The 23,809-nt window shown below is 64.7% G+C and carries 23 protein-coding genes; 13 read left to right on the top strand and 10 right to left on the bottom strand.

Annotation, left to right across the window (positions count from 1 at the left end; all coding sequences use genetic code 11):
- Nucleotides 1-7 precede the first annotated feature (7 nt).
- A complete protein-coding gene (locus tag KIO74_RS20100) occupies nt 8-1,057 on the bottom strand; it encodes a YeiH family protein (protein WP_213333604.1) in 1,050 nt (349 codons plus the stop codon).
- Nucleotides 1,058-1,154: 97 nt separating this feature from the next.
- On the opposite strand from KIO74_RS20100, the gene KIO74_RS20095 reads away from it, so the two are divergent.
- The 8 genes from KIO74_RS20095 to nikE all read left to right on the top strand — a co-directional run bounded on the left by KIO74_RS20095 (nt 1,155) and on the right by nikE (nt 8,368).
- Nucleotides 1,155-2,078, top strand: coding sequence for a LysR family transcriptional regulator (locus KIO74_RS20095; RefSeq protein ID WP_213333603.1), 924 nt, complete (start codon nt 1,155-1,157; stop codon nt 2,076-2,078).
- Between the two features lie 52 nt (nt 2,079-2,130).
- On the top strand, nt 2,131-2,460 hold the full coding sequence (locus tag KIO74_RS20090; RefSeq protein ID WP_213333602.1) for a hypothetical protein: 330 nt from the start codon (nt 2,131-2,133) through the stop codon (nt 2,458-2,460).
- Nucleotides 2,461-2,706: 246 nt separating this feature from the next.
- The gene (gene nikR / locus KIO74_RS20085; RefSeq protein ID WP_213333601.1) at nt 2,707-3,207 is read left to right on the top strand and encodes a nickel-responsive transcriptional regulator NikR; all 501 of its coding nucleotides are present in this window, start codon (nt 2,707-2,709) and stop codon (nt 3,205-3,207) included.
- A gap of 157 nt (nt 3,208-3,364) precedes the next feature.
- A complete protein-coding gene (gene nikA, locus KIO74_RS20080) occupies nt 3,365-4,951 on the top strand; it encodes a nickel ABC transporter substrate-binding protein (RefSeq protein ID WP_213333600.1) in 1,587 nt (528 codons plus the stop codon).
- Between the two features lie 9 nt (nt 4,952-4,960).
- Nucleotides 4,961-5,905, top strand: a complete 945-nt coding sequence (nikB, locus tag KIO74_RS20075) for a nickel ABC transporter permease subunit NikB (protein WP_213333599.1) — start codon at nt 4,961-4,963, stop codon at nt 5,903-5,905.
- 59 nt (nt 5,906-5,964) lie between these two features.
- Entirely contained in the window at nt 5,965-6,780 is an 816-nt protein-coding gene (gene nikC, locus KIO74_RS20070; protein ID WP_213335946.1) for a nickel ABC transporter permease subunit NikC, read from the top strand.
- Nucleotides 6,780-7,562 carry an ATP-binding cassette domain-containing protein gene (locus KIO74_RS20065; RefSeq protein ID WP_213333598.1) on the top strand — a complete coding sequence of 261 codons (783 nt, stop codon included), beginning with the start codon at nt 6,780-6,782 and terminating at the stop codon, nt 7,560-7,562. Before nikC ends, KIO74_RS20065 begins: the two co-directional genes overlap by 1 nt.
- Nucleotides 7,559-8,368, top strand: a complete 810-nt coding sequence (gene nikE, locus KIO74_RS20060; protein WP_213333597.1) for a nickel import ATP-binding protein NikE — start codon at nt 7,559-7,561, stop codon at nt 8,366-8,368. Before KIO74_RS20065 ends, nikE begins: the two co-directional genes overlap by 4 nt.
- Nucleotides 8,369-8,425: 57 nt before the next feature.
- Here nikE and KIO74_RS20055 read toward each other — a convergent pair whose 3' ends face one another.
- From KIO74_RS20055 to KIO74_RS20030, 6 genes are all read right to left on the bottom strand, one after another.
- On the bottom strand, nt 8,426-8,839 hold the full coding sequence (locus KIO74_RS20055) for a GlcG/HbpS family heme-binding protein (RefSeq protein ID WP_213333596.1): 414 nt from the start codon (nt 8,837-8,839) through the stop codon (nt 8,426-8,428).
- Nucleotides 8,840-8,849: 10 nt separating this feature from the next.
- Nucleotides 8,850-9,968, bottom strand: coding sequence for an ABC transporter ATP-binding protein (locus tag KIO74_RS32290; RefSeq protein WP_213333595.1), 1,119 nt, complete (start codon nt 9,966-9,968; stop codon nt 8,850-8,852).
- A gap of 94 nt (nt 9,969-10,062) precedes the next feature.
- Nucleotides 10,063-10,896 carry a carbohydrate ABC transporter permease gene (locus KIO74_RS20045; RefSeq protein ID WP_213333594.1) on the bottom strand — a complete coding sequence of 278 codons (834 nt, stop codon included), beginning with the start codon at nt 10,894-10,896 and terminating at the stop codon, nt 10,063-10,065.
- Nucleotides 10,893-11,822: a carbohydrate ABC transporter permease gene (locus tag KIO74_RS20040; protein ID WP_213333593.1), complete on the bottom strand. Its 930-nt coding sequence runs from the start codon at nt 11,820-11,822 to the stop codon at nt 10,893-10,895. Before KIO74_RS20040 ends, KIO74_RS20045 begins: the two co-directional genes overlap by 4 nt.
- A 13-nt stretch (nt 11,823-11,835) precedes the next feature.
- Nucleotides 11,836-13,137, bottom strand: a complete 1,302-nt coding sequence (locus tag KIO74_RS20035) for an ABC transporter substrate-binding protein (RefSeq protein WP_213333592.1) — start codon at nt 13,135-13,137, stop codon at nt 11,836-11,838.
- Nucleotides 13,138-13,200: 63 nt separating this feature from the next.
- Nucleotides 13,201-13,899 carry a FadR/GntR family transcriptional regulator gene (locus KIO74_RS20030; protein WP_213333591.1) on the bottom strand — a complete coding sequence of 233 codons (699 nt, stop codon included), beginning with the start codon at nt 13,897-13,899 and terminating at the stop codon, nt 13,201-13,203.
- A 107-nt stretch (nt 13,900-14,006) separates the two neighbouring features.
- Between KIO74_RS20030 and KIO74_RS20025 the strand changes: the two genes are divergently transcribed.
- Nucleotides 14,007-15,209, top strand: coding sequence for an enolase C-terminal domain-like protein (locus tag KIO74_RS20025; RefSeq protein ID WP_213333590.1), 1,203 nt, complete (start codon nt 14,007-14,009; stop codon nt 15,207-15,209).
- Nucleotides 15,210-15,268: 59 nt separating this feature from the next.
- A complete protein-coding gene (locus KIO74_RS20020; protein WP_213333589.1) occupies nt 15,269-16,999 on the top strand; it encodes a GMC family oxidoreductase in 1,731 nt (576 codons plus the stop codon).
- Between the two features lie 148 nt (nt 17,000-17,147).
- On the opposite strand, the gene KIO74_RS20015 is transcribed toward KIO74_RS20020, so the two are convergent.
- The gene (locus KIO74_RS20015) at nt 17,148-18,326 is read right to left on the bottom strand and encodes a citrate/2-methylcitrate synthase (protein WP_291979622.1); all 1,179 of its coding nucleotides are present in this window, start codon (nt 18,324-18,326) and stop codon (nt 17,148-17,150) included.
- A gap of 85 nt (nt 18,327-18,411) precedes the next feature.
- On the opposite strand from KIO74_RS20015, the gene KIO74_RS20010 reads away from it, so the two are divergent.
- A complete protein-coding gene (locus KIO74_RS20010; protein WP_213333588.1) occupies nt 18,412-19,488 on the top strand; it encodes a citrate synthase/methylcitrate synthase in 1,077 nt (358 codons plus the stop codon).
- 229 nt (nt 19,489-19,717) lie between these two features.
- The gene (locus tag KIO74_RS32520) at nt 19,718-20,485 is read left to right on the top strand and encodes an NYN domain-containing protein (protein WP_213333587.1); all 768 of its coding nucleotides are present in this window, start codon (nt 19,718-19,720) and stop codon (nt 20,483-20,485) included.
- 5 nt (nt 20,486-20,490) lie between these two features.
- On the opposite strand, the gene KIO74_RS20000 is transcribed toward KIO74_RS32520, so the two are convergent.
- A complete protein-coding gene (locus KIO74_RS20000; protein WP_213333586.1) occupies nt 20,491-21,411 on the bottom strand; it encodes a dihydrodipicolinate synthase family protein in 921 nt (306 codons plus the stop codon).
- A 113-nt stretch (nt 21,412-21,524) separates the two neighbouring features.
- Nucleotides 21,525-22,199 (bottom strand): GntR family transcriptional regulator, encoded by a 675-nt coding sequence (locus KIO74_RS19995; protein WP_249731082.1) that lies wholly within the window; start codon nt 22,197-22,199, stop codon nt 21,525-21,527.
- Between the two features lie 265 nt (nt 22,200-22,464).
- Here KIO74_RS19995 and KIO74_RS19990 point away from each other — a divergent pair, with 265 nt between their 5' ends.
- Nucleotides 22,465-23,667 carry a mandelate racemase/muconate lactonizing enzyme family protein gene (locus KIO74_RS19990; RefSeq protein WP_213333584.1) on the top strand — a complete coding sequence of 401 codons (1,203 nt, stop codon included), beginning with the start codon at nt 22,465-22,467 and terminating at the stop codon, nt 23,665-23,667.
- The last annotated feature ends 142 nt before the right edge of the window (nt 23,668-23,809 follow it).

Here is a 23,809-nt window from a genome sequence, read left to right as displayed (position 1 = left end):
CCCATCATCAGAGGGTGATGGGGATATGGATCACCAGCGCGTAGCTCATCACCAGCAGCGCCGCCATGGATGCGAGCACAGCAACCGTAGCGCGCAGGCCGGTTTTCCGTAGGCTGGCGAAATTCACGCCAAGCCCGAGCGCCGCCATCGCCAGCACCGTGAAGACCGTGGCGGTCTGGCGGATAACCGGGATGACCGCGTCGGGGATCAGTCCGAGTGAACGCGCGACGCTGAGCGCGGCAAAACCGATCACGAACCAGGGCACCAGCTTGAAGAAGGACAGGCGAACCGCCCCCTGACCGGTATCCCGGGAGGCGAGCGCAGCCGCGAAGACCACCGGCCCGAGCATCAGCACCCGGATAAGCTTGACCAGGGTGCCGATCTGCGCGCTGACGAGGCCCACGGGCATCGTCGCGGCAAGCACCTGCGGCACCGCATAGACCGTCAGACCCGCCATGGCGCCATACTGGAGTTCGGTCATCTCGAGAAGCGGTACGCTGAGTGGCAGCAACAGCACCATGAGAACGCCGAGAAGGGCCGTGAACGCAACCGCCGCCGCCACGTCATTGCCATCCGCCCGCATGACCGATGCCACCGCCGCAATCGCGGAGTTGCCGCAGATAGAGTTACCGCAGGCGATCAGCACCGCCATGGTATGCGGCAATCCCGACAGGCGGCTCAGGGCATAGCTGACGAACAGCGAGCAGACCACGACGGCAGCGATGCCGGCCAGCAGCGGCCCGCCCGCGGCGATGATCGACGTCGCGCTCAGTGACGCGCCCAGCATCATGACCGCGACTTCAAGCAAGGTCTTGGCGCTGAATTGGATACCGGGGGTGAAGACTTTGCTCGGCGACCAGACGGCCCGGATGCCGGCGCCGATCAAGATCGCAAGGACGAGCGCCTCGATATAGGGGTGCCCACTGATGCGATATTCGACCGCCTCAATCAGCCAGGCAATAATTCCAATGGCCGCGCAGAGCGCGACCCCGGGCAGGACGGTGAAGGCGGGGAACTGGCGCCGATCCGACGCGAGCGCAGACACGAACGAAACCATCCCCCTAATGTGAGTTGATTTCACCGGGATGCAAACGCATAGTTTTCATCTCGACATGACTTTAATTCATATCGTTTGCCCATTCACATAGGTCGCCATGGCGCTCAATCTGCACCTCCTGCGCCTGTTCACCACAGTCGCCCAATGCGAAAGTTTCTCGCGGGCCGGCGACGCGCTCGCGATCAGCCAGTCAGCTGTCTCGAAGGGGGTCCGCGAATTTGAGCGACAGGTTGGCGTTGCGCTGCTCGACCGCACTCGCGGCAGCGTCGTTCTGACAGATGCCGGCCAGGCCCTGCTGCACCACGCGAAACTTCTCTTCACGATCGAACGGGGAGCGGAAGCGGAGCTCCAGGCCTTTCGCGGCATCGAGCGCGGCGGCCTGCATATCGGCGCCAGCACGACGATTGCGACCTATATCCTTCCGCCGATCCTCGGCCTGTTCCATGAAGCGCATCCGACGATCCAGCTGCGGCTGACGAGCGCGAACACGCGTGACATCGCGAACTTGCTGACCTCCCGTTCGATCGATCTCGCCTTTGTGGAAGGGCCCGTGGATCTCCCCGGCCTGACGCTCACCCCCTGGCGCGTCGACGAGCTGGTGATCGTCTCGGCTCCCTCCCACCCCCTCGCCATGGGGCGAAAGGCGACCACCCGGGATCTGGCCCAACACCGTCATATCGTTCGCGAACACGGCTCCGGCACCCGCGACGTCGTCGACAGCGCGCTTCGTGATCTCGGCGTCATACCCACTGAGACAATGGAGGTGGACAGCACCGCGGCCATCATGCAGGCGGTGGCGGCTGGGCTCGGCATCGCGGTGATTTCGCGGACGGCGGCGGCCGACATGCTGGCCTTGGGCAAACTGCAGATCATCAATGTGACCGGGGTGAAGATCGGCCGTTCTCTGAATCGCCTCACCATCGCCGGTCGCCCGTTATCATCCGCCGCGCTGATGTTCGATCGCTTCGCCGCCCAGGCTGACAGAGGAACGCGAAAACAACAGATTGATTATGTTATTTAAATAAATATACAAACATGATTGACTGAGTGGAGAATTAACCGCATGGCCCCGCATGATACTGACCCTCAAGCACAACCTCCTGCGACTGTTGAGCTTGGCTCTCGAGCCTCCTGCCGTTGCGTCCACGGGCCCGGACGATCGCTGGATCGGCCGGCGGTTGACGATCATCGCGGTCGATGAGTCGGGTCTGACGGTTCAGGACGGACGGGGTACCATCGACACGCTGCCGCTCAGCTACGGACTGCGACAGGCCCTCACCAACGCCATGCGTGATACAGGGCGCGACACGCCCGCCGGCTTCGTTCTCCTCAGTGAGCCTTTCGATGTGGATGGCCTGCCTTTCTGGCAATGGGCCGTGCTGCCGCATCCGCTGGAGCTCTGAAGCTACGCGTCAAACGCTTCCTGCCGCCAGCGTGGCCGAGCGTATCGATGCGGAGCGCAAGCCTTCAGTCTTGACAATAGCGTCCGCAGCGCGGACCACATGACGCGGAAAGCCATTGGGATGGTTTTGCGGGTTTTATTGTCACGGGTCCGTAAGGTCCTGCGCCCGAGCGCCATCACAGGGTGAAACCTCGAATCCATCAAACTCGGTTGCCTGCAATGGCGGCCAGAGAGAGGATGCCGCGCCATGCAACGGATCACCGTGACGATTGACGACGACCTCCTGGCCGGCATCGACGCGTTCTGCGAACGCAAGGGATACCAGAGCCGCTCCGAGGCCTTGCGCGATGTCATCCGCGCCGAGTTCTCGCGTAAGGAAACGCTGGAAGAGGCCCTCCCGCCCAGCGAGGCGCGTGGCCACGGTGTCCTTTCCTATGTTTATGATCACCACACCCGCGCCTTGGCGAGCCGTCTGACGTCAAACCACCACGACCATTCGGATCTATCCGTCGCGACGATGCATGTGCATGTGGACCACGACCTCTGCCTCGAGGTGTCGATCCTCAGGGGCACCGTGCACGCGATGCAGCATTTCGCCGACAGCGTTTCAAGCCAGCGTGGCGTGCGCCATGGCCATCTCCATGTGATGCCGGCCGGCCCGGATGAACCCCATGCCCATGATCGTGACCACGGGCATCCCCATACCCATCACCCGGGCGTCCATAGCCATCATCATCACGACGATTGATCAGAGCGCCGAGGCACGCCGAGCTTTCATCAGATCATAAAATACTGTGCTTTAACAATATTTCCATCAGCATCGCTAAATCCCGATTGCGCCGGCAGTATGATGTTTCTATAGAATCATCATACTTGAGTGTGGCAGCGACAAGCGGGGCTCAGCAATGCGCAAGTTATTCCGATGGCTCGGCGGGGCAGGTTTTGTTCTGGCAGCCGCTTGCGTCACGCCGGCCCAGACGGCGCAAGCCCAGACCCTCAATTTCTCCTGGCCGCAGAATGTCGGCCCGCTCAATCCCCATCTCTATTCACCCAACCAGATGTTCGCGCAGGCGATGGTCTATGAGCCGCTCGTCCGCTACCAGGCGGACGGCAAGGTCATTCCGTGGCTCGCGCAGTCCTGGGAGATCTCCGAGGACGGCAAGACCTACACCTTCAAGCTGCGGCCCGGCGTGAAGTTCTCTAACGGCGAACCCTTCAACGCCGAGGCGGCCGTCGCCAATTTCGACGCGATCCTCGCCAACCGCAAGCGGCACGCCTGGCTCGAACTGGCCAACCAGATCGTGAAGGCCGAGGCGATCGACGAGGCGACGCTGCGGCTGACCCTGAAGGACGCCTATTACCCGGTCTTGCAGGAACTCGCCCTCCCCCGGCCATTCCGCTTCATCGCTCCCTCGCAGTTCGGGGAGAAGGGCGGCACGATGGACGGCATTAAGGCGCCGATCGGCACCGGTCCCTGGACGCTCGATGCGATCAGCCTCGGCGAGCATGACATCTTCAAGCGCAACGCCGATTACTGGGGCGACAAGCCGGCCTTCGAGCAGGTCGTCGTCAAGGTCATTCCTGATCCCAACACCCGCGCCATCGCTCTGGAGACCGGTGAGATCGACCTGATCTACGGGGCCGACGGCCCGATCTCGCCGGACACCTTCGCCCGATTCGCGCAAGGCAAGACCTACAGCGCCCGCCTCTCCGAACCGCTGGAGACGCGGCCGCTCGCCATCAACACCAACCGGGCGCCGACCAACGAACTTGCCGTGCGACAGGCGATCAACCATGCCGTCGACAAGGACACGATGATCAAGACGGTGCTCTACGGCACCCAGAAGCGCGCCGACACCCTGTTCGCGCCCAACGTGCCCTATGCCGACATCGGCCTGAAGCCGTTTGCCTACGATCCGGCGCAGGCGGCCACTATTCTCGACAAGGCCGGCTGGGTGTTGGCGCCCGGCCAGCCCATTCGCGCGAAGGGCGGCAAACCGCTCTCGATCGAGCTGAACTATGTCGGTCCGGACGCGGTGGCGAAGTCGATGGCAGAGGTGATCCAGGCGGATCTGCGCAAGGTCGGGATCGACGCCTTCCTCGTTGGCGAGGAAGAAAGCAGCGTCTATGCCCGCCAGCGCGATGGGCGCTTCGGCATGATCTTCAACCGGACATGGGGCGCGCCCTATGACCCGCACGCTTTCCTCAGCTCCATGCGGCTGCCCTCGCACGCGGACTACCAGGCGCAACTCGGCCTGCCGGACAAGGCCGAGATCGACGCCGACATCGGCGCGGCCCTCATCTCCACGGATGAGGAAAAGCGTCGGGCGCTCTACGCGAAGATCCTGACCAGCCTCCATGAGCAGGCTGTCTATCTGCCGCTGACCTACGTGACCGCCATCGCTGTCGCCAAACCGGCGCTGGGCGAGATCCCCTTCGGGGCCATGTCGAGCGAGATCCCGTTCGACAAGATCAAGCCTGCAAACCGCTGAGCCGCACCGATGGCTTCCTTCATCGTCAGGCGCATCCTGCTTCTCATCCCGATGCTGCTCGGCGCCTCGCTCGTCATCTTCCTGATGCTGAGGCTCGGGCCAAGCGACCCCGCGCTCGACTATCTCCGCCTGTCGCGAATACCGCCCACCGACCAGGCGCTTGTCGAAGCGCGCGCCTTGCTTGGCTTGGACAGGCCGCTGCTGACCCAATATCTCCTTTGGCTATGGGATGCGTTGCGGCTCGATTTCGGCACGTCCTACGCCTTGCAGCGCCCCGTCTTGCCGGAGGTGTTGCATTTCCTGCCCGCGACGCTGCAACTCGCGGGCATCGCGCTCGCCTTCACGCTCCTCGTCTCCGTTCCGCTCGGCATGTGGGCGGCCCGGCATCGCGACAAATGGCCGGATCAGGTGGTACGCAGCATCGCCTTCCTCGGCGTCTCCATGCCCAACTTCTGGCTCGGCTTCCTGCTGGTGCTGCTCTTCTCGCTGCAGCTCGGCTGGCTGCCGCCGATGGGCCGTGGCACCGCCGCCCATCTCATCATGCCGGTCATCGCCATCTGCTTCATGTCGCTGGCCATCAACGCGCGGCTCTTAAGGGCCAGCATGCTGGAGGTCGCCGGGCAGCGGCACGTGTACTACGCGCGCCTCAGGGGCCTGAGCGACGGCAAGGTCGAGCGCGGCCATGTGCTGCGCAATGCCATCCTGCCGATCATCACCGCAACGGGCATGCATGCGGGGGAACTCATCGGCGGCACCCTGGTCATCGAAAGCGTGTTCGGCTGGCCGGGCCTCGGCCGCTATGCCGTCTCGGCCATCTTCAACCGCGACTATCCCGTGATCCAGTGCTTCACGCTCATGATGGTGCTGATCTTCGTGCTCTGTAACCTCCTCGTCGACATCTTCTACGCCTGGGCCGATCCGCGGATCCGCCTCAACGCCGGGAGCGCGGAATGACCGCGATCGTCGAGCACGACAGCGCCGCCGTCGCACCGGCGCGCGGCTTCTTCGCCAGCATGCGCTGGAGTTCGCGCATCGCCTGCGGGCTGGTCGCCGTTCTTCTCCTGGCCGCCATCGCCGCGCCCCTGATCGCGCCCTATGATCCGAACGCGGTCGACTTGCCCGGGCGCCTCCAGGGACCGAGCCTCGCCCATTGGATGGGCACGGATCACCTCGGCCGCGACATGCTGTCCCGCCTGATCTACGGTTCCCGCGTCTCGCTGGGCGCGGTCGCCATCGCGCTTTCGGGCATCATCGCACTCGGCATCGTCATCGGCGGGACCTCGGCCGTGCTGGGCGGCCGTGCGGACCAGGTCATCATGCGCTGCTGCGACGTGTTCCTGACGTTCCCGACCATCGTGCTGGCCCTGTTCATGGTCGGCATGCTGGGCACGGGCCTCGTCAATGTCATCATCGCGATCGTGCTGTCGCATTGGGCGTGGTACGCACGTATCGTGCGCGGGCTCGTTCTCTCCTTCAAACGGCGCGATTTCATTCTGGCAGCACGTGTTGCCGGCGCCAGCCGCACGCGCATCTTCATCGAGCATCTGCTGCCGCCGACTTTCGCGCAGCTCGTCGTGCTGGCGACGCTCGATATCGGCCACATCATGCTCCACGTCTCCGGCCTGTCGTTTCTCGGCCTCGGGGTGATGGCGCCGACAGCGGAATGGGGCGTCATGATCAACGACGCGCGTCAGTTCGTCTGGACGGAGCCGATGCTGCTGTTCTGGCCGGGATTTGCGCTGTTCGTGGCGGTCGCGGCATTCAATCTCGCGGGCGACGCCATTCGCGACAAGCTGGATCCGCATCTCGCAGCGGAGCACCAGCACTGATGCCGACGCTCACCATCGAAGACCTCACCATCACGACGCATCGGCATGGCAGGGAGATCGCCCTCGTCGACGGGCTCACGCTTACGCTGGAGGCAGGGCGTATCCTCGCACTCGTGGGGCCGAGTGGCTCGGGGAAATCCCTGACGGCAAGCGGCGCGCAGGGCGTGCTGCCGGCCGGGGTAAGCCGCCGGATCGGTCGTATCCTGCTGGATGGAGAGGAAAAGCCGGCCGCGACACTCCGCGGACGCACCATCGCCACCATCATGCAGAACCCGCGCAGCGCCTTCAATCCGGTGAAGACCATGCGCGCCCACGCGGTGGAAACGCTGGCCGCCGTCGGCCATCGGGACGCCGGCTCCGAAGACGCCATCCGTGACACCATGGCGGAGGTCGGGCTCGACGATCCCGCGCGGATCCTCGCGCTCCATCCGTTCGAGATGAGCGGCGGCATGCTCCAGCGCATGATGATCGCACTCGCGCTCTTGTCACGCGCGCCGTTTCTCTTCGCTGACGAGCCGACAACGGACATCGATCTCGTGGTGCAGGCGCGTTTGCTCGATCTCATCGAGCGTGTCGCGCGGGAGCGCCAACTCGGTGTCCTTCTCATCACCCACGACATGGGCGTGGTGGCACGGCTCGCCGACGACATGGCCGTCATGAGCGCCGGCCGGATCGTGGAACGCGGCTCGGTGCGCGCGATCTTCGACGCGCCGGCGCATCCAGTCACCCAGAGCCTCATCGCCGCGCATCTCGCGCTCTATGTCGACGAGGAAGTGGCGTGACGCCCCTCATCGAAGCGCGCGGTATCGGCCGCAGCTATCGCAGCTTTGCGCTGGTCGGCCGCGCCGCGCCGAAAGTGGTGCTCGATGGCATCGACCTGACGATCCAGCCGGGCGAGACGCTGGGCCTGCTAGGCCGCAGTGGCTGCGGCAAGAGCACGCTCGGCCGACTCATCCTGGGCCTGGAGAAGCCGGACCGTGGCGATATCCGCTTCAAGGGCAGACCTCTCAGTACGCTCGACAGCGCGGACCTTCTCGCCTTCCGCCGCGCTGTCCAGGTGGTGTTCCAGGATTCGCTGGAAGCCGTGAACCCGCGCCACAGCGTGGAACGCATCGTCGCCGAGCCCCTGCGCCACCTTACCGACCTTGACGAGCGCCAGCGGGCGGCACGCGTCCGCGAACTCCTCGTCGAAGTGGGGCTTGCACCGGATGACGCCGAAAAGTTGCCCGTGCAGATGAGCGGGGGACAATTGCAGCGTGTCTGCATTGCGCGCGCGCTGGCGCCGCAGCCCGAGCTTATCGTGCTCGACGAGGCGGTCTCGAATCTCGACCTCGTGCTGCAGATCCAGACCATCGATCTGTTCAAGGAAATCCAGGCGGCGCGCGGCACCGCCTTTCTCTTCGTCACGCACGACCTCCGGCTCGTCCACCGCTTCTGCGAGCGTGTCGTCGTCATGGATGGAGGCCGCATCGTCGAGGATGTCCCGGTGATACGGCCGCTTCACTTCACCCACCCGGCCGCGCGCGCCCTGCAAGGCGCAGTCCTGCCCGCGCGGCCGGCTCAACGTCACGAGCAGCGGACATACTGACCGGTCATGCCGTGGCGTTGATTGGCCGGGGTCGACGCGAGGCGACGTGAATTCGGCTCAGCCAAGTGCCGCCAGCCCCGCGCGGGCCGCGGCGATGTCTGTCTCCGCGTCTCCTCCGCTGACGCCGATGCCGCCGGCGACACCGCCCTCGACTGCGATCGGCAATCCACCGGGCAAGGGCGACAGCCGTCCGCCGAACTGGATATTGGCGCCGAACCCCGGCTGGCCGGGTTGCACGACGGCCGCGAGTTCATGGGTCGCACGCTGATGAGCCGCCGCCGTCCACGCCTTGTTGATGGCCATCTCGACGGTCGTCAACCGCGCCCGGTCGTCGCGCAGGAGGATGAGCGGTGTGCCGGTCGCGTCGACCACGCAGACCGCGAGCGCATGACCGCGCCCGGCGCCCGCCTCGAGCGCCGCCGACGCGACCTTCAAGGCCTCAGTCGTCTCAATGCTGAGTATCTGTCGCATCGCAATCGCCTTAATGACCGACCGCGAGGCCGGACGCCACGTCGAACCAGCGCGTGCGGCCCGGGTGAGACGCCTTGAGACCGACCGTCTCGCCGGGCTGGGTCGTGACTTCGGCCGGCAGGAAGGCGGTGACGAGTGTCTCACCGATATCGGCGCGCATCAGGCAGCGCGAGCCGAGGAACTCGACCGTCCGTACCACCCCGGTCAACTCGGCCTCATCAGCCGGGCAAAGCATGAGATCTTCCGGCCGGATGCCGGCGCACAGCTTGCCGGGCCCTGCCTTCACGGTCGGCGGAAGCGCGATCGCGACGCCGGGCCCGCGCAGCCGGCCATCGCCGATATCGCCGTTCAGGATGTTCATGCCGGGCTCGCCGAGAAAGCGCGCGACGAACAGATTGGCCGGCCGGTCGTAAAGCTCCCGTGGCGCCCCCACCTGCTCGATGCGCCCGGCCGACATGACCGCAATGATGTCCGACAGCGTCATCGCCTCACCCTGATCGTGGGTGACGTAGAGCATGGTGGCGCCGAGCCGCTGGTGGAGATCCTTCAGCTCGGAGCGCATCTGCACCCTCAGCTGCTGGTCGAGGTTCGAGAGCGGCTCATCGAGGAGATAGATGGTCGGCGTGCGCACCATCGCCCGGCCGAGCGCCACGCGCTGGCGCTGGCCGCCGGAGATCTCGCGGGGAAAGCGCGCGAGCAGCTTGTCGAGACCGAGCATCCGCGCGGCGTCCGTCACCTTGCGGTTGACCTCGGCCTCGGTGGTGCGCCGGCGCTTCGCCCGCAGGGGAAAGGCGATGTTCTCGAAGATCGTGAGATGCGGATAGAGCGCGTAGGACTGGAACACCATGGCGATGTCCCGGTCCGCCGGAGGGACCGTCGTCACGTCCTTCTCGCCTATATAGATGTGCCCCTGGCTCGGCAGCTCCAGTCCGGCGATCATGCTGAGCGTCGTTGATTTTCCGCAGCCGGAAGGGCCGAGCAGCGTGACGAACTGTCCCGGCGCGATGGTGAGGTTGACATCGCCGACCGCCGTGACGGAGCCGAAGCGCTTGGCGACATCGACAAAGCGGACGGAACGCGCGGAAGCGCCGACGGCGCGTGATGCGATATCCTGGCTGTGCACGTTCATTCCTTGGCTCTCACATTGCAGAATAGCGTCTTTGGCAGAATAACGTCTTGCGCTTTGTCGTCCGGCTGGCGGATTGCGTTGGCGTCGGCGTGGGTCACCCCTTCACCGAACCTTCCGAGAAGCCGCCGATCAGATAGCGGCGATAGACGAGGAAGAGGACGACAGGCGGCAGCGTGGCGATGACCACCCCGGCCATCAGCGCGCCCCAGTCCCGGCCGTGGAAGCCCTGGAAGAAGATGAGGGCAACCGGCAACGTCCGGAGATCGGGCGCTTCCACCATCGTCGTCGCGGTGATGTAGTCGTTCCAGGCATAGAGGAAGCCGAAGGCGGACGCCGCGATCAGGGCCGGGCGGGCACCGGGAATGATGACCTTCCACACCGCCTCGAAGCGTGAGTACCCATCGACGAGAGCGGCCTGTTCAAGCTCGCGCGGCACGGTCGCGAAATGCGCCCGGGTCATCCACACCGCGAAGGGAATGACGTGGGCGGCATAGAGGATCGGCAGCGCGAGCCGCGTGTCGAAGATCCCCAGCCGCACGAAGATAACCTGCGTCGGCAGCAGAAGCGCGTAGCTCGGGATCGACATGACGCCCATGAACAGGACGAGCAGCGCGCGCTTGGCCGGGACGGGATACCGCACCAGCGCGTAGCCCGCGGTGCCTCCGACAGCGACGGCAAAGGCGACGGAGACCACGGTATAAAAGGCGCTGTTGAGGAAACTCCACTGCACGCCTTCCGCGATGAGGCGCTGGAAATGCATCAGCGTGGGCTCATCGGGGATGAGACGCGGCGGGACCGCGAAGATGTGGTTGTCCGACTTCAGCGACGTGGACAGCGCCCAGATGATCGGACCGAGCACCACGACCGAGGCAATCGCCGACGCCGCGAGAAGAGCCGCGCGGCCGGACAGGCGCATGCTCTGGTTCATGCTTCACCGCCCTTCTTGTTGCCGAGGAGTTGGACATAGCCGACGATGAGCACGAGATTGATCAGGAACATCACCACGGCGATCGCGTTTCCGCGTCCCTGGTCCAGCTCCACGAAACCGGTGAGGTAGAGCTGGTAGGCGAGCGTCGTCGTGGAGCGGATAGGTCCACCCGACGTCAGCCCGATGATGACCTGGACCTCGTTGAAATAGCTGATCGTCAACATCGACAGGACGATCAGGATCGACGGCGCGAGCAACGGCACGGTGATGCGCGAGAAGCGCTCCACCGCCGTCAGGCCATCGACGGCCGCTGCCTTGTAGAGGTCCTTCGGGATCTGGCCGAGGCCGGCCGTCAGGATGATGGCGGCGAAGGCGAAAGTCCGCCATACCGCAACCGCGATCACGGTCGGCATCGCCCATGTCGGATTGGACAGGAGGTTGGCGGGCGGCATGCCGAAGGTGGCTAAGATGGACGCGAAGAGACCGCCCGGCGACGGCAGGAGGATCCACTTCCACAGGAGCGCGACGACGATCGGGCTCATCGCCCACGGCACAAGCAGAATAGTCAGCAGGATACGGCCGCGCGCGCCAAGCTCACGAACCGCCAGCGCCGCGAGCAGCGCCAGCGGAACCGCGAGCGCCAGCGCTCCGAAGGTGAAGATAAGCGACCGGCCAATCGCCTCCCAGGTCACGGGATCAGCGAAGAGTGCCCTGAAATTGTCGAGGCCGGCAAAACCTTCGTCTCCGAAGAAGAAGATCTTGCGCAGGCTCGAGTAGAAGCCGAAGAACGCCGGCAATATATTGACGGCGATCACGACGAGTACCGCCGGACCAACCAGCGTCGTCCCGACGCGGCGCCCGGCGCGCGCCGCGTCCTCGATCGATCGGGTGAATGTTGTCGTACCAGACGCTGGAACGCTGACCATCTGTCGCGGTGTCCTACCAGTTGAGCGACGTCTTGGCGCGGCTGAGGATCGCCTCGACCTTCTCGTCCGTGCCGATGATTTCTTGCAGGGACGTATTGAGCACAGCGAAGATCTTGGTGACGTCAGGCACGCGCTGCGGGAAGACGAATGCACCTTTGCCCGACAGGAGTTCGTAGAAATTCCGCGTGACGGCCGCCTCGGGTTTCTCGAACCACGGATCCTTCATGACGGAGCGTCGATCGGGAATGAGGCTCGCATCCTTCGCCCAGCGCATCGACGCCTCGGGCGTATACATAGATTCCAGGAAGGCGACAGCCGCCTCCTTGTTCTGCGAGGTGGCGGCAAGGCCGACCGTCCAATAAGGCCCAAGGAGAACGGCCGGCGGGCGCCCGCCGAAGGACGGCCAGGCGGAAATCGCCAGTTCCTTCGGGTCGTAGCCGGCGGCGATCTTCTGATACTGCTGGAAGCGCGGCGCGAAGGCCTGCGCCATGGCGAAGCGGCCAGCGGCGAACTGGTCCTGGATATCGTCACCCATGGCGTTCAGCAGGGTCTTCGACACCGCGCCCCTTGCCACCAGCGTCCGCACCACATTGGCCGTCTCGATCGCCTGCGCACCTGTGAGATCGATGCGCCCGGTCGCCTTGTCGAAAATCTCCGGGCCAAAACCGGTCATGATGTTGATGAAGGCCGACACGCTGTTGTCGCTCGTCGGCAGGCCCAAGGCGATGCGATCGCCCTTCGTGAGCTTCGCGGCCGCGTCGATGAAGGTATCCCAGGCGAGCGGCGGCGCATCGATGCCGATCTCCCGCAAGGCGTCCTTGCGATAGAAGATGATCTGCGCTGGCGATGGCCAGATGGGCAACGACACGCGCTTGCCGTCGAAGACCGCCTTCTGCGTGAAGACATCGAACATGTCCGGCAGCGCGTCGCGCTTGAAATCCGGCGTCAGCACCTCGTTCAGATCCGCAAGTCCTTTACGGTCGACCACGAGGCTGAGGAAGGTGTCGCGCAGCCACACGAGATCCGGAGCGCGCTTCTGCGCGACCGCGGCCACGAATTTTGTTTCCAGCTCCTGGAACGGCTGCGGCTCGACGACAACTTTGACCTTGTTCTTGGCCTCGAATTCGTCGATGAGCGCCTTGAAGACCTTCTCGCGCGGAGATTGTCCTTCCGCGCTCATGAAAGTCCAGATGCGGACACTGCCCGCAGCTTGTGCGAACCCCGCCCGCGAGAGGAACGGCATTGCGACACCCGCCGCAAGCCCGCCCTTGAGCGCTGATCGGCGATCGATCAGCCTGGATTCCATCCCGGTCATTCCCCATGTCCTCCCTGACGGACAGCTTATCTTCCTGTCTGACTACTTTGAGACCTACGTGCGCTACAGGCGCAACGTTCCGAGAAAGCGCGCCCGGCCATTCAACAGATGCCGGCGGAGAGCGAAGCGAGCCTGGTCGGGCTTGCGTTCCGTGATCGCGTTGATGATCTCGCCGTGCTCGGCCGCGATGATCTCCCGGCGTTCACTGAGCGTGAGAATGCCGCGCTCCCGCGTCTGCCCGCTCCAGCGAAAGATGTGATTGGCCAGCGCACTCACGCCGTCCAGAAGCTTCCCGTTATGGGCAGCCACGGCGATGGACCGGTGAAATTCGGCGTCCTCGGCCTGGCCATGCTCGCTCGCGAGTTTGGCCATCAACGCCTCTTGCGCGGCATGAATCCGAGCCAAATCAGCGTCATCGCGCCGTTCAGCCGCCAGTGCCGCGACCTCGCTTTCGAGAGCGACGCGGAACTCTTGCCAGTCGATGAGGTCCTGAACCGAATCGATCGCCGAGAGGCGAACGAGCTCCGCCGGCAGACCACGCGCCGTGAAGGTGCCGGAGCCGCGGCGCGAGACCGCCCGCCCCTCCGCCCTGAGGCGAGCCAGGGCCTCACGAATGCTGGCCCGCGACAAACCAAAGCGCTCCACGAATTCGCTCTCCGAAGGCAGACGGCTGCCCTCGGGCACGTTCTCACGTTCGATGTAGGCGACGAGATGCCTGTAGGCCGCATCGACCCGGCTCTCCTGCTCGCTGATATCGGACATTGACGCGCTCCAAGTTATCGGACTACAACAATACTAGTCAGACAGATCGGCGTTGACAAGTGCCTTTGCACAGAACCGACAAGCGCCGCGGACGGAGACCGCCCACCATGAGCACACAGACGGCAGCACGGCCAGGCAGCCGCATCACACGCGTCGAGATTCACGAATTTGACTATAAGGTTGAAGGCCTTGGCCGTGACGCCAGCGGCAACCGCTGTGTCATGAAAGGTGCCACCAGCGAGGTGCCGTCTTTCGCCCTGTCCATTGAAACGGCCGACGGGCAGCGGGGTGAATATTGCACCGCGCATAGTGGCAAGAACGGCGTTCTTGTCGGACAGGTTCGCGGCCTCGCCGCGCATATCCTCGGTGAGGATGCCGAGGCGCGCGAGGCCATCTACAATAAGCTCAAGCGCATGCACCGGCATTTCATGGCCGTTGGGCATTCCGCGCTCGACATCGCGCTCTGGGATCTCGCCGGCAAATCCGTCGGCAAGCCTGTCTGGCGGCTGCTCGGCGGCTATCGCTCGCGCCTGCCCACCTATGCCAGCACCCTTAACGGCGGCCGCGCCGGCATCCTCGACAGCAAGGAGGCCTATGCCGACTTTGCCGAGGAATGCCTGGAACTCGGCTTCCGCGGCTACAAGATCCATGGCTGGGGCGAAGGCGACCGGCGCGAGGAGGCGGAGAACCTGCTCCACTGCGCGGCCCGCGTCGGCGACAAGATGACGTTGATGTACGACGCCGCGAGTGAGCTGAAGACATTCGCCGACGCCATCTATGTCGGCAAGGCCTGCGACGAGGGCAACTACTACTGGTACGAGGACCCCTTCATGGACGCCGGCTGGTCACCGCATGCCGCGCGCCAGCTCAAGGAGCATGTCAAGACGCCGCTGCTGCTGACCGAGCATGTGCGCGGCCTCGAGGCCAAGGTGCCGTGGCTGACAGAGCGCGCGACGGATTTCATCCGCACCGATCCCGATTACGACATGGGTATCACCGGTGCGATGAAGATCGCCCATCTCGCCGAGGCCTTCGGGCTCGATTGCGAGATCCATGCCGCCGGCCCCTCGCAACGCCATTGCATGGCGGCGATGCGCAACAGCAACTGGTACGAGCTGTCGCTGGTCGCGCCGGGCGTGCGCAATCCCATGCCGCCCGTCTTCGGCTCAGGCTACAGCGACGAACTCGAGGCGATCGGCGAGGATGGCTGCATGCCCGTCCCCGAAGGCCCGGGCCTTGGCGTCGACTACGACTGGGACTACATCGCCCGGCACCGCACGGCGCTCCACGTCTTCACCCCGCGAGACTGAAGACGACGCCAGGGGCTCGCGGCCATCGCGCACGTCATCACGTCCATGAAGAGCACATCATGACGCAGCATTGGGACTTCATCATCGTCGGCGGCGGCTCCGCCGGCTGTGTCCTCGCCAATCGCCTGTCGGCTCGGAGCGCCAACCAGGTGCTCCTGCTGGAGGCGGGCGAGGACCATCTCCCCGGTGAGGAGCCGGACGAGATCAAGGATGTCTATCCTTATCGGGCGGCCTTCAATGCCAATTATCAATGGCAGGGGCTGAAAGCCTATTTCGAGCCCGTGCCTCACAATGATCCGCGCCGGCCGCCGCTGAAGCCCTATGGACAGGCGCGCGTCATGGGCGGCGGCTCGACCATCAACGGCGAGCTCGGCAATCGCGGCACGCCGGACGACTATGACGAATGGGGAGAGCTTGGCGCAACCGGCTGGGACTGGGCCTCGGTCCTGCCCTATTTCCGCAAGCTCGAAACCGATCTCGACCATACAGGCCCGCTCCACGGCGCGGATGGCCCCATCACCATCAGCCGTGTGCCCGAGGCAGTCTGGCCGGGCTTCACGAAGGCCGCCGCGGGCGCCTTCAAACGGCTGGGCTATCGCAACATCGAAGACCAGAACGGCTGTTTTGACGACGGCTGGTTCCCGATGGCCCTGACGACCGATCGCAAGCAGCGCCGGTCGGCGGCGATGGGCTATCTCGACGCGACGACCCGCGCCCGCCGGAACCTGACGATTCGCGCCCGTGCCATCGTCTCGCGCATCGTGGTGGAAGAGGGCCGCGCGGTCGGCGTCGAGGTCAACGGCGAGGTCGTTCGCGGCCGCGAGATCATCCTCGCCGCGGGCGCCCTGCGCTCACCAGCGATCCTCCTCCGCGCAGGCATCGGCCCCGCCGCCGACCTGCGCGCCATAAGCGTCCCGGTCATCCACGACCTGCCCGGCGTCGGGGCCAATCTGCAGGAACATCCGTCGATGTCGATGTCGGCCTGGATCAAGCCCGGCGCGCGCATGGGCGAGACCCCGCGTCGCCATGTGCAGATGGCGCTGCGCTACACCTCGGACCTGCCGGACGCGCCCGCCAACGACATGTTCACGGTCGTCGTCGCAAAATCCGCCTGGCACCCCATCGGCCGGCGGATAGGCTCGCTGTTTAGCTGGATCAACAAGCCCTACAGCCAAGGCTGGGTGAAGCTGACCTCGCCCGATCCGAACGTCTATCCGGAAGTCGCCTTCCAGCTGCTGACGGACCCACGCGACCTCACGCGCATGAAAGCCGTGTTCCGCCGGATGGCGGCGATCTTCGCGACACCCGAGATGCGGGTGGCGGCGCTCGACCCCTTCGCCTCGACCCACGGGGCCATGGCCGCCCTCGTCGGACAGATCAGCGCCCGGAACTGGCTGATGACCATCGGTCCGGCGCTCCTGACCGATGGACCGGCGGCCCTGCGGCGGCAGGTCATCGAGCGGCTGCTGGCGCCCGGCCCGGCGCTCGCGACCATCCTCGCGGACGACGACCTTCTGGAGGCCACGGTCCGCAAACACACCATCGGCGGTTGGCACGCATCCGGAACCTGCCGCATGGGCGACCCCGCCGACCCGCTCGCCGTCGTCGACGCCCGCACCGGCCAGGTCATCGGCGTAGGTGGCTTGAGCGTCGTCGATGCCTCGGTCATGCCGACCGTGCCGCGCGCCAATACCAATCTGCCGACCATCATGATCGCCGAGAAGATGGCCGACCAGATCCTGGCGCGCCACGAGAACGAGAAGGCCCACAGCTACCAGCTGTCGGCTTGAGTTGGATAATTGTTCGATCTGATTGAGTGCGTGAAACTCGTGTCATGGCCGGGCTTGTCCCGGCCATCCCGATACCTAAGGTCTGGTGCCCTTCCGAGCGTCATCCCCCGCATAAAGCCGGGGATGACGCTGGTGGATGCTTGTCCATCTACTCCTCAGGATCATCGTAACGGGCGCGGGGGCGGATGAGCCGTCCGTCCGCGAGCTGCTCCAGCGCATGGGCGATCCATCCAGCGGTGCGCCCGACGGCGAACAGCGTGAAGGCCGCGCCGCGCGGCAGCCCGAGCGCCCGCCGCAGTGAAACGAGCGCGAAATCCACATTCGGCCGCTTCCCGAGCGCGCCGACGGCGGCGATGAGCGAGTCGCGCTCACCATCAGGCGGCAGCCGGCCGAGCAGCGCCACGGCGCGCGGGTCGCCATCCGGATAAAGCGGATGGTCGAAACCCGGCAGGAGATCGCCGCGCCACAAGCGCTCATCGACCACGCGCCCGGCATCCCCTGCGCGCTCGATCTCGTCGAAGAGGATTTCGACGAGGCTCGTCGTGCCGCCATGGCGCGGCCCGCCCAAGGCCGCGAGCCCGCCGGTAAGCGCGGCCGCCAGCGAAGCGCCGGTGGAAGCGACGACACGCACCGCAAAGGCGGATGCGTTGAGCTCATGATCGGCGAGCAACACGAGCGCCGCGCGCAAATGGTCAGTGCTCGCGTGTCCGGGCTCGAGACCCCACGCCTCCGCCAGGACCTCCGCGATCGGCGTGGCACGCGGCGCGCGGCCGACCGCGGCGGCGGCCATCGTCCGCAGCAGCGTGGCAGCATTGGGCCAGACGAGACGCAGTTCGCGCCGCCAGAGCGTCGCGCTGGCGCCAGGCATCAAAGGGAGCAGCACGCCGCAGCGCTCCGGCAGGGAGCGTGCCGCCATCAGCCGCGAGAGTTCGTCCCAGGCGTCACCGACCGCCGGCATGGGCGCGGCGAAAGGGTCGCTGTCGCCGCAGCCCCAAAGCAAGGCGGCCACTGCCTCGAAGGATGCGACCTTCGCGAGCTCCAGCGCGTCACGGCCGCGATAACTCAGTTGACCGCCTTCGATTCGCGTGATGTGCGAGGTGAGCACGGGAAGTCCCCAGTCCAGCGTGCCCGCCGCGATGCGCTCCGGCTTCCGTCCGCGCCGCTTGCGCGTGACGAGCCCATCGATATCGGCCGCGCTATAAAGGCTGCGTCGTGGATCGGCCGTGTCCGGCAACGCGCGCACGAGTCCCCGGCTCACATAGGCATAGAGCGTCGCCCGGCTGACCCCCAGCCTCTCCACCGCCTCGCCCGCATCAATGACGTCCACAGCCGACACCTTATATTGATCACATCAATCAATATTGACGATATGAATCTTTAGATCAATTTATCTCCGGAAAAGGAGACAAGCAATGTCAGTTGGACTTGATGACGTCGTCGCGGCGGAGACCACCCTGAGCCATGTCGATGGCGAGGCCGGACGCCTGATCATCAGAGGCTTCGACCTTGAAGAGCTCGCCGGTCGCCAGAGCTTCGAGGCGGTGACGAGCCTGTTGTGGCGCGATCTGTCGGCTGCGGGTGACGAAGCCGAGGTGCGCCGGGCGTTGGGCGACGCCCGCGTGGCGGCCTTTCCCATCGCCGAGCGCCTGCTGCCGATGATCGCGGATTTGAGTCCCGTCGAGGCACTGCGATTGATGCTGTCGGGGCTTTCGGACGCATCGCCCATTCCGGGCCATGTCCTGACGACGGCGGCCATGCCGGTCTTTGTCGCGGCCATCACCCGCCATCGCGACGGACTGGCCCCCGTCGCGCCGGATTCCACCCTGGGGCAGGCGGCGGATTTCCTGCGCATGCTGCGCGGTCAAGCGGCCTCGGATGCAGAGATCCGCGCGCTCGACACCTATCTCGTCACGGTCATCGACCACGGCCTCAACGCCTCGACCTTTACGGCGCGGGTCGTTGCCTCCACACGGGCGGGCATGGTGTCATCGGTGATCGCGGGATTATGCGCGCTCAAGGGGCCGCTGCACGGCGGCGCGCCCGGTCCGGTGCTCGACATGCTCGATGAGATCGGCACGCCGGAGCGGATCAGGCCATGGCTGGAACAGGCGCTCGACAACGGCGACCGGCTGATGGGCTTCGGCCACCGGGTCTACCGCGTGCGCGATCCCCGGGCCGATGTCCTGAAACATGTGGCCGCGACACTGCGCGCTGGCGGCAACCGCATCCAGTTCGCCGATGAGGTGGAAAAGGCCGCGCTCGCAATCCTGGCGGAGCGCAAGCGCTCACGCCCTCTGCAGACCAATGTGGAGTTCTACACCGCGCTGGTGCTGGAGGCCCTGGCCTTGCCGCGCGAGACCTTCACCCCGGTCTTCGCGGTCGGGCGCGTCGCCGGCTGGGCCGCGCATGTCCTGGAACAGGAAGCCACAAACCGCCTGATCCGCCCGCAATCCCGTTATGTCGGCCCCTTGCCGAAAAGGGCGGCGTGAGGCGGAGAGGCCGCGACCCGCACACCTGCGCTTTTTCAGAAAATTAAAAAATATCAATATATTAGATAGATCGCGCGATGTTGGGACATTCACTTTTGGGTTGACAATTTTGCTCACGCGCGATAGATAGACAATCGACAAGCCCCTGGCAGTACGCTTCCCTTTCGGCCACGCCGTTCATGATTGTGAAGCCGAGCCCAGGGGCTTCTCATGTCGATTGGAGGAGGGCGTGCACAAGAACCGCGTCGCGGTCCTGATCGACGGTGGCTTCTTTCTCAAGCGCCTTCGCTATCAATTTCCTAACTCAGACCATACTGATCCGCGCGCCATTGCGCGCCTCATCCATGGCCACGCGATAAGACATCGGAACCAGAAGACTGGCCGCGATGAGTATAATAAGCCCATCTTCGAGAGCTTCGATTTATACCGCATTTTTTACTATGATTGCCCTCCGTTCTCCAAAAAAATGCACCATCCAATTACGAAGCGATCCATCGACTTCTCAAAATCCCCTCAAGCTCTTTTTCGCAACAGCTTACATGACGAACTCCGCAAGAAGAGAAAGGTGGCTCTCAGGCTGGGGCACCTTATGGATACATCATCTTGGCGCCTTAGACCGGCGGTATTGTCTGCCCTGGTCAGGGGGGAAAAGGGCTTTGAGCAGGTCGTGGACGACGACTTCGACCTAGATACTCTTCAAAAAGGCGTCGACATGCGTCTTGGACTTGATGTCGCCGCTTTAACGTACAAGCGGCTGGTCGATCAGATCGTGCTTATCACAGGGGATAGCGACTTTGTGCCGGCAGCCAAATTGGCGCGACGTGAGGGGATAGACGTCATCCTCGATCCTCTCGGCCAGGCTGTGCATGCGCATCTCCATGAACATACTGACGGAGTGAGAACTCCGGAGCCCCCACCCTCCAGAAATCGCAAACCGTCAAACCAAAAACCGCAAGAACCCAATGTGGCCCCCTTCGAGGGCGATGAGGACGTGTGAGGCGCTCAGCCCGTCAGCCCCCAACGCGCCATCTCGCGCTTCAGGATCTCCTTGTCACCGGGATCGAGCACCGGCAGGCCCGGCAGGCGCACCGGCCCGACGGGAAGGCCGAGGAGGCCGAGCGCCTCCTTGACCACGGTGACGTTGGCACCGTTGCCGTATTTGGTGCGCAGGGTCTCGAACCGGGCGATCTCGGCGACGCGCTCGCGCGCCTGCGCGAAATCGCCGGCCTCGAGCGCGGCATGGATCGCCAGGGAGCGCTTGGGGTCGACATTGACGAAGCCCGAGGTGAAGCCCCGCGCTCCGAGCGCATAGAATGGCGCCGCCCAGCCCTCGGCCAGTCCGCAGACCCAGATAGCCGTCTCGTCACTGCTGGCGCGCACGCATTCGGCCAGCAGCATCAGGTTGGTGGTGGCGAATTTCACGCCAGCGACGTTGGGGTGGTTGGCGATCGACAGGAGATCGTCCGGCTTCATCGCATCCGAGCGCACATAGGCGACGAGCGGCAGGTCGACCTCCTCGGCGATCGCGCGGAAATAGGCAGCCTGTGCCTGGGGCGCGGCGAAGGGATCGAGCGGCTGGTGCGACATGACGGCATCGGCGCCGATCTCCTTGGCGCGGCGCCCAAGCGCGATCGCTTCCTTGAGCGAGCGCCCGACAGCCGCTGTCACGCGACTGCGGCCGGCGGTCGTCTCCACCACCGCATCATGGACGAGGCGCACCTCGTCCGGCGTCAGCGCGTAGAACTCACCCGTATTGCCGGCCGCCACGACATTGTGGATACCGCCCGCGACGATACGCTCGACGATATCGCCCAAGACCTTGCGGTCGACGGCCCCGTCCCTGTCGTAAGGCGTGGCGTGCACACCGGAAATCCCGGCGAGCGCAGTCCGCAGAGTCGATCCCGAGCCGTTGGCGTTTCCCATTTCCTCAACTCCTAGAGCATTTTCAAGCGAAGTGGACACCGGTTCGCGTGAAGAAAATGCGTGAAAGAAAGACCTGAAGCCTGTGCGGTGAACCGGAGTTGACCGCATAGGCTCTAGCGGCGTTCGAACGCCGTCTGCACGTGCTGTTTGCCCGACCGCACGATGTGATCGCGCATCGCGCGTTCCGCACCATCCTCGTCGCGCGCTTCGAGAGCGGCGAAGATGGCCAGATGCTCCCCGAGCGCGCGGCCACGCTCGTCCACATCGCTGAGCAGAAACCGCCGCGCCGCCTTGTCGTAGATGAGCTGGCCGACGAGCAGGCGCTTGAGATAGTGGCAGCCGGACGCCGCGTGGATCGCGTCGTGGAACGCCTCGTTGAGCTCGATGAGCCGGCTGACCGCCCCCGACTGGGTCGCCTTCTTCATCCCCTCGGTGATGCCGCGAATAGTGGCGAGGGCATCATCTGTGATGCGGGCGGCCGCAAGGCGCGCGATCATGCTTTCCAGTGCCGCGCGGGCCAAGGCCATCTCCTCCGCTTGCCCGGAGTCAAATGTGACACGGATGCCACGCCGCGGCTCGGTCCTGACAAGCCCTTCATGCTCAAGCCGGCGCAGCGCCTCCTTCAGGGGCGTTGTGGACACGCCGAGTTCCGCCGCGACCTTGCGCTCGTTGAGCAATATCCCCGTTGGCAATCGCCCCGCGATGATCGCCTGGCGGAGCTTTTCGTGAACATGGTCACGCAACCCCTTCAACAGATTGGGATCAAGGGATTCCAGTGCGTGAAGCAACCTGACCTCTTCATGACGAGTGTCCGCACGATCGCGGGCGACGATGGCTGACGCCTGATATATTGCGTCTTGATATATCAAGATTCTTAGGCTAGGTCTAGTCACAGGCGCGGTCGAAGCTCGGCGATCAGCGTCGCCGGAACTTGCTGCGGCCCGGTTCTCAGGCGTGGATCTTTTCGAGATGGCTTCGCGCGTGTCGGCAGGCACCATGAAAGCCGTCCGAGGATATCCCGATCAAAAAGCGACGGGCATTAGGAGGGCGCATATGAAGATTGATCGCCTGCGGACCTTTATGACGCGCGACAAGGATCGTCCGCGCCTGCTGGTCGCGATTGACACCGACGAGGGCATCACCGGCTGGGGCGAATGCTATAACCACGGGCCAGACCGTGCGCTCGCGCCGCTGCTCGAATATCTCTACACCTTCCTTGAGGGGCGCGATCCCAGGCGCATCGAATACATCATCCAGTATCTCCTCCAGCAGACGCGCTTTCCACCGGGCGCCATGACTCTGGCGGCGATCTCGGCGATCGACCATTGCCTGTGGGACATTTCCGCCAAGGCCCTCGGCGTGCCCGTCTACATGCTGCTGGGCGGCAATGCGCGAGATAGGGTACGTGTCTACGCGGGTGTCTACACCGCGCCCGACGCGCCCGCCGCACGGGACGAGTTCGACCGGCTCAACGAAGGCTGGGGTTTCACCGCCTTCAAGTTGAGCCCCTACCGCATCAATATTCACCAGAACCGCTGGGGCGAGGTGGTGCGTACGAGCGCCGAATACTTCCGTAGCCTCAGGGAGACCGTGCGCAACGACTACGAGATCGCCTTCGACGCGCACGCCCGCATCTTCGAGCCACATCAGGCAGTCCAGCTCGGCAATGCGCTCGCCCCGTACGATCCCATGTTCTTCGAGGAGCCTGTGCGACCGGAAAACGTGGAAGTCTGGGGCGACATGAAGCGCCAGATGGCCTGCACGCTGGCCACCGGCGAGTCGCTCTACAATCGCTTCGAGTTCCTGCGCCTCCTGAACGTGCGCGGCGCCGACATCATCCAGCCGGATATCTGCGTCATCGGCGGCCTGCTGGAGATGCGCAAGATCGCGGCGATCGCTGAGGCCCACTACGTCACGGTCGCGCCCCATAATCCGATGGGCCCTCTCGCCACCGCGGTCAACCTGCACTTCTCCGCCGCGCAGCCGAACTTCCGCATTCTGGAATATCGCCTGCCCCAGGGACCGGGATATTTCCTGCAGGGGGGCGGCGAGGAAAAGCCCGTGGAGCGCGAGGGGCTGGAGGGCACCTGGTACATCAAGGACCCCTATCTCCCGAAAGACGGCTATCTCGAACTCCGGCCGGATCGTCCCGGCTGGGGCGTCGAGATCGACGAGGACGTCCTCAAGACCGATGCCTACGTGCATTGGGAGCGACGTGTCGCGACACGCCCGGACGGCTCGACCGCCTTCCCGTGAGGTCAGCCGCGGCCTCGGCGCGCATTCCATTGCAACCGGCCATTGGCCGCGCCAGGATTTGCGGTATTCTTTTGAAGCACAGGCGGGCCATGCAACGAGCCCGCTCCCGATAATCAAGACCACGTGCAGTGAATGGGCGAAA

The sequence above is a fragment of the Chelatococcus sp. HY11 genome (assembly GCF_018398335.1).
Lineage (GTDB): Bacteria > Pseudomonadota > Alphaproteobacteria > Rhizobiales > Beijerinckiaceae > Chelatococcus.
Note: the sequence above shows the minus strand (reverse complement) of the source record. Positions and strands in the feature narration are given on the sequence as shown.

What these genes read in the sequence shown, in the direction of transcription:
- KIO74_RS20100 (WP_213333604.1), bottom strand. Translation starts at nt 1,057, where the DNA reads ATGGTTTCGTTCGTGTCTGCGCTCGCGTCGGATCGGCGCCAGTTCCCC.
- KIO74_RS20095 (WP_213333603.1), top strand. Translation starts at nt 1,155, where the DNA reads ATGGCGCTCAATCTGCACCTCCTGCGCCTGTTCACCACAGTCGCCCAA.
- KIO74_RS20090 (WP_213333602.1), top strand. Translation starts at nt 2,131, where the DNA reads ATGATACTGACCCTCAAGCACAACCTCCTGCGACTGTTGAGCTTGGCT.
- nikR (WP_213333601.1), top strand. Translation starts at nt 2,707, where the DNA reads ATGCAACGGATCACCGTGACGATTGACGACGACCTCCTGGCCGGCATC.
- nikA (WP_213333600.1), top strand. Translation starts at nt 3,365, where the DNA reads ATGCGCAAGTTATTCCGATGGCTCGGCGGGGCAGGTTTTGTTCTGGCA.
- nikB (WP_213333599.1), top strand. Translation starts at nt 4,961, where the DNA reads ATGGCTTCCTTCATCGTCAGGCGCATCCTGCTTCTCATCCCGATGCTG.
- nikC (WP_213335946.1), top strand. Translation starts at nt 5,965, where the DNA reads ATGCGCTGGAGTTCGCGCATCGCCTGCGGGCTGGTCGCCGTTCTTCTC.
- KIO74_RS20065 (WP_213333598.1), top strand. Translation starts at nt 6,780, where the DNA reads ATGCCGACGCTCACCATCGAAGACCTCACCATCACGACGCATCGGCAT.
- KIO74_RS20055 (WP_213333596.1), bottom strand. Translation starts at nt 8,839, where the DNA reads ATGCGACAGATACTCAGCATTGAGACGACTGAGGCCTTGAAGGTCGCG.
- KIO74_RS32290 (WP_213333595.1), bottom strand. Translation starts at nt 9,968, where the DNA reads ATGAACGTGCACAGCCAGGATATCGCATCACGCGCCGTCGGCGCTTCC.
- KIO74_RS20045 (WP_213333594.1), bottom strand. Translation starts at nt 10,896, where the DNA reads ATGAACCAGAGCATGCGCCTGTCCGGCCGCGCGGCTCTTCTCGCGGCG.
- KIO74_RS20040 (WP_213333593.1), bottom strand. Translation starts at nt 11,822, where the DNA reads ATGGTCAGCGTTCCAGCGTCTGGTACGACAACATTCACCCGATCGATC.
- KIO74_RS20035 (WP_213333592.1), bottom strand. Translation starts at nt 13,137, where the DNA reads ATGACCGGGATGGAATCCAGGCTGATCGATCGCCGATCAGCGCTCAAG.
- KIO74_RS20030 (WP_213333591.1), bottom strand. Translation starts at nt 13,899, where the DNA reads ATGTCCGATATCAGCGAGCAGGAGAGCCGGGTCGATGCGGCCTACAGG.
- KIO74_RS20025 (WP_213333590.1), top strand. Translation starts at nt 14,007, where the DNA reads ATGAGCACACAGACGGCAGCACGGCCAGGCAGCCGCATCACACGCGTC.
- KIO74_RS20020 (WP_213333589.1), top strand. Translation starts at nt 15,269, where the DNA reads ATGACGCAGCATTGGGACTTCATCATCGTCGGCGGCGGCTCCGCCGGC.
- KIO74_RS20010 (WP_213333588.1), top strand. Translation starts at nt 18,412, where the DNA reads ATGTCAGTTGGACTTGATGACGTCGTCGCGGCGGAGACCACCCTGAGC.
- KIO74_RS20000 (WP_213333586.1), bottom strand. Translation starts at nt 21,411, where the DNA reads ATGGGAAACGCCAACGGCTCGGGATCGACTCTGCGGACTGCGCTCGCC.
- KIO74_RS19990 (WP_213333584.1), top strand. Translation starts at nt 22,465, where the DNA reads ATGAAGATTGATCGCCTGCGGACCTTTATGACGCGCGACAAGGATCGT.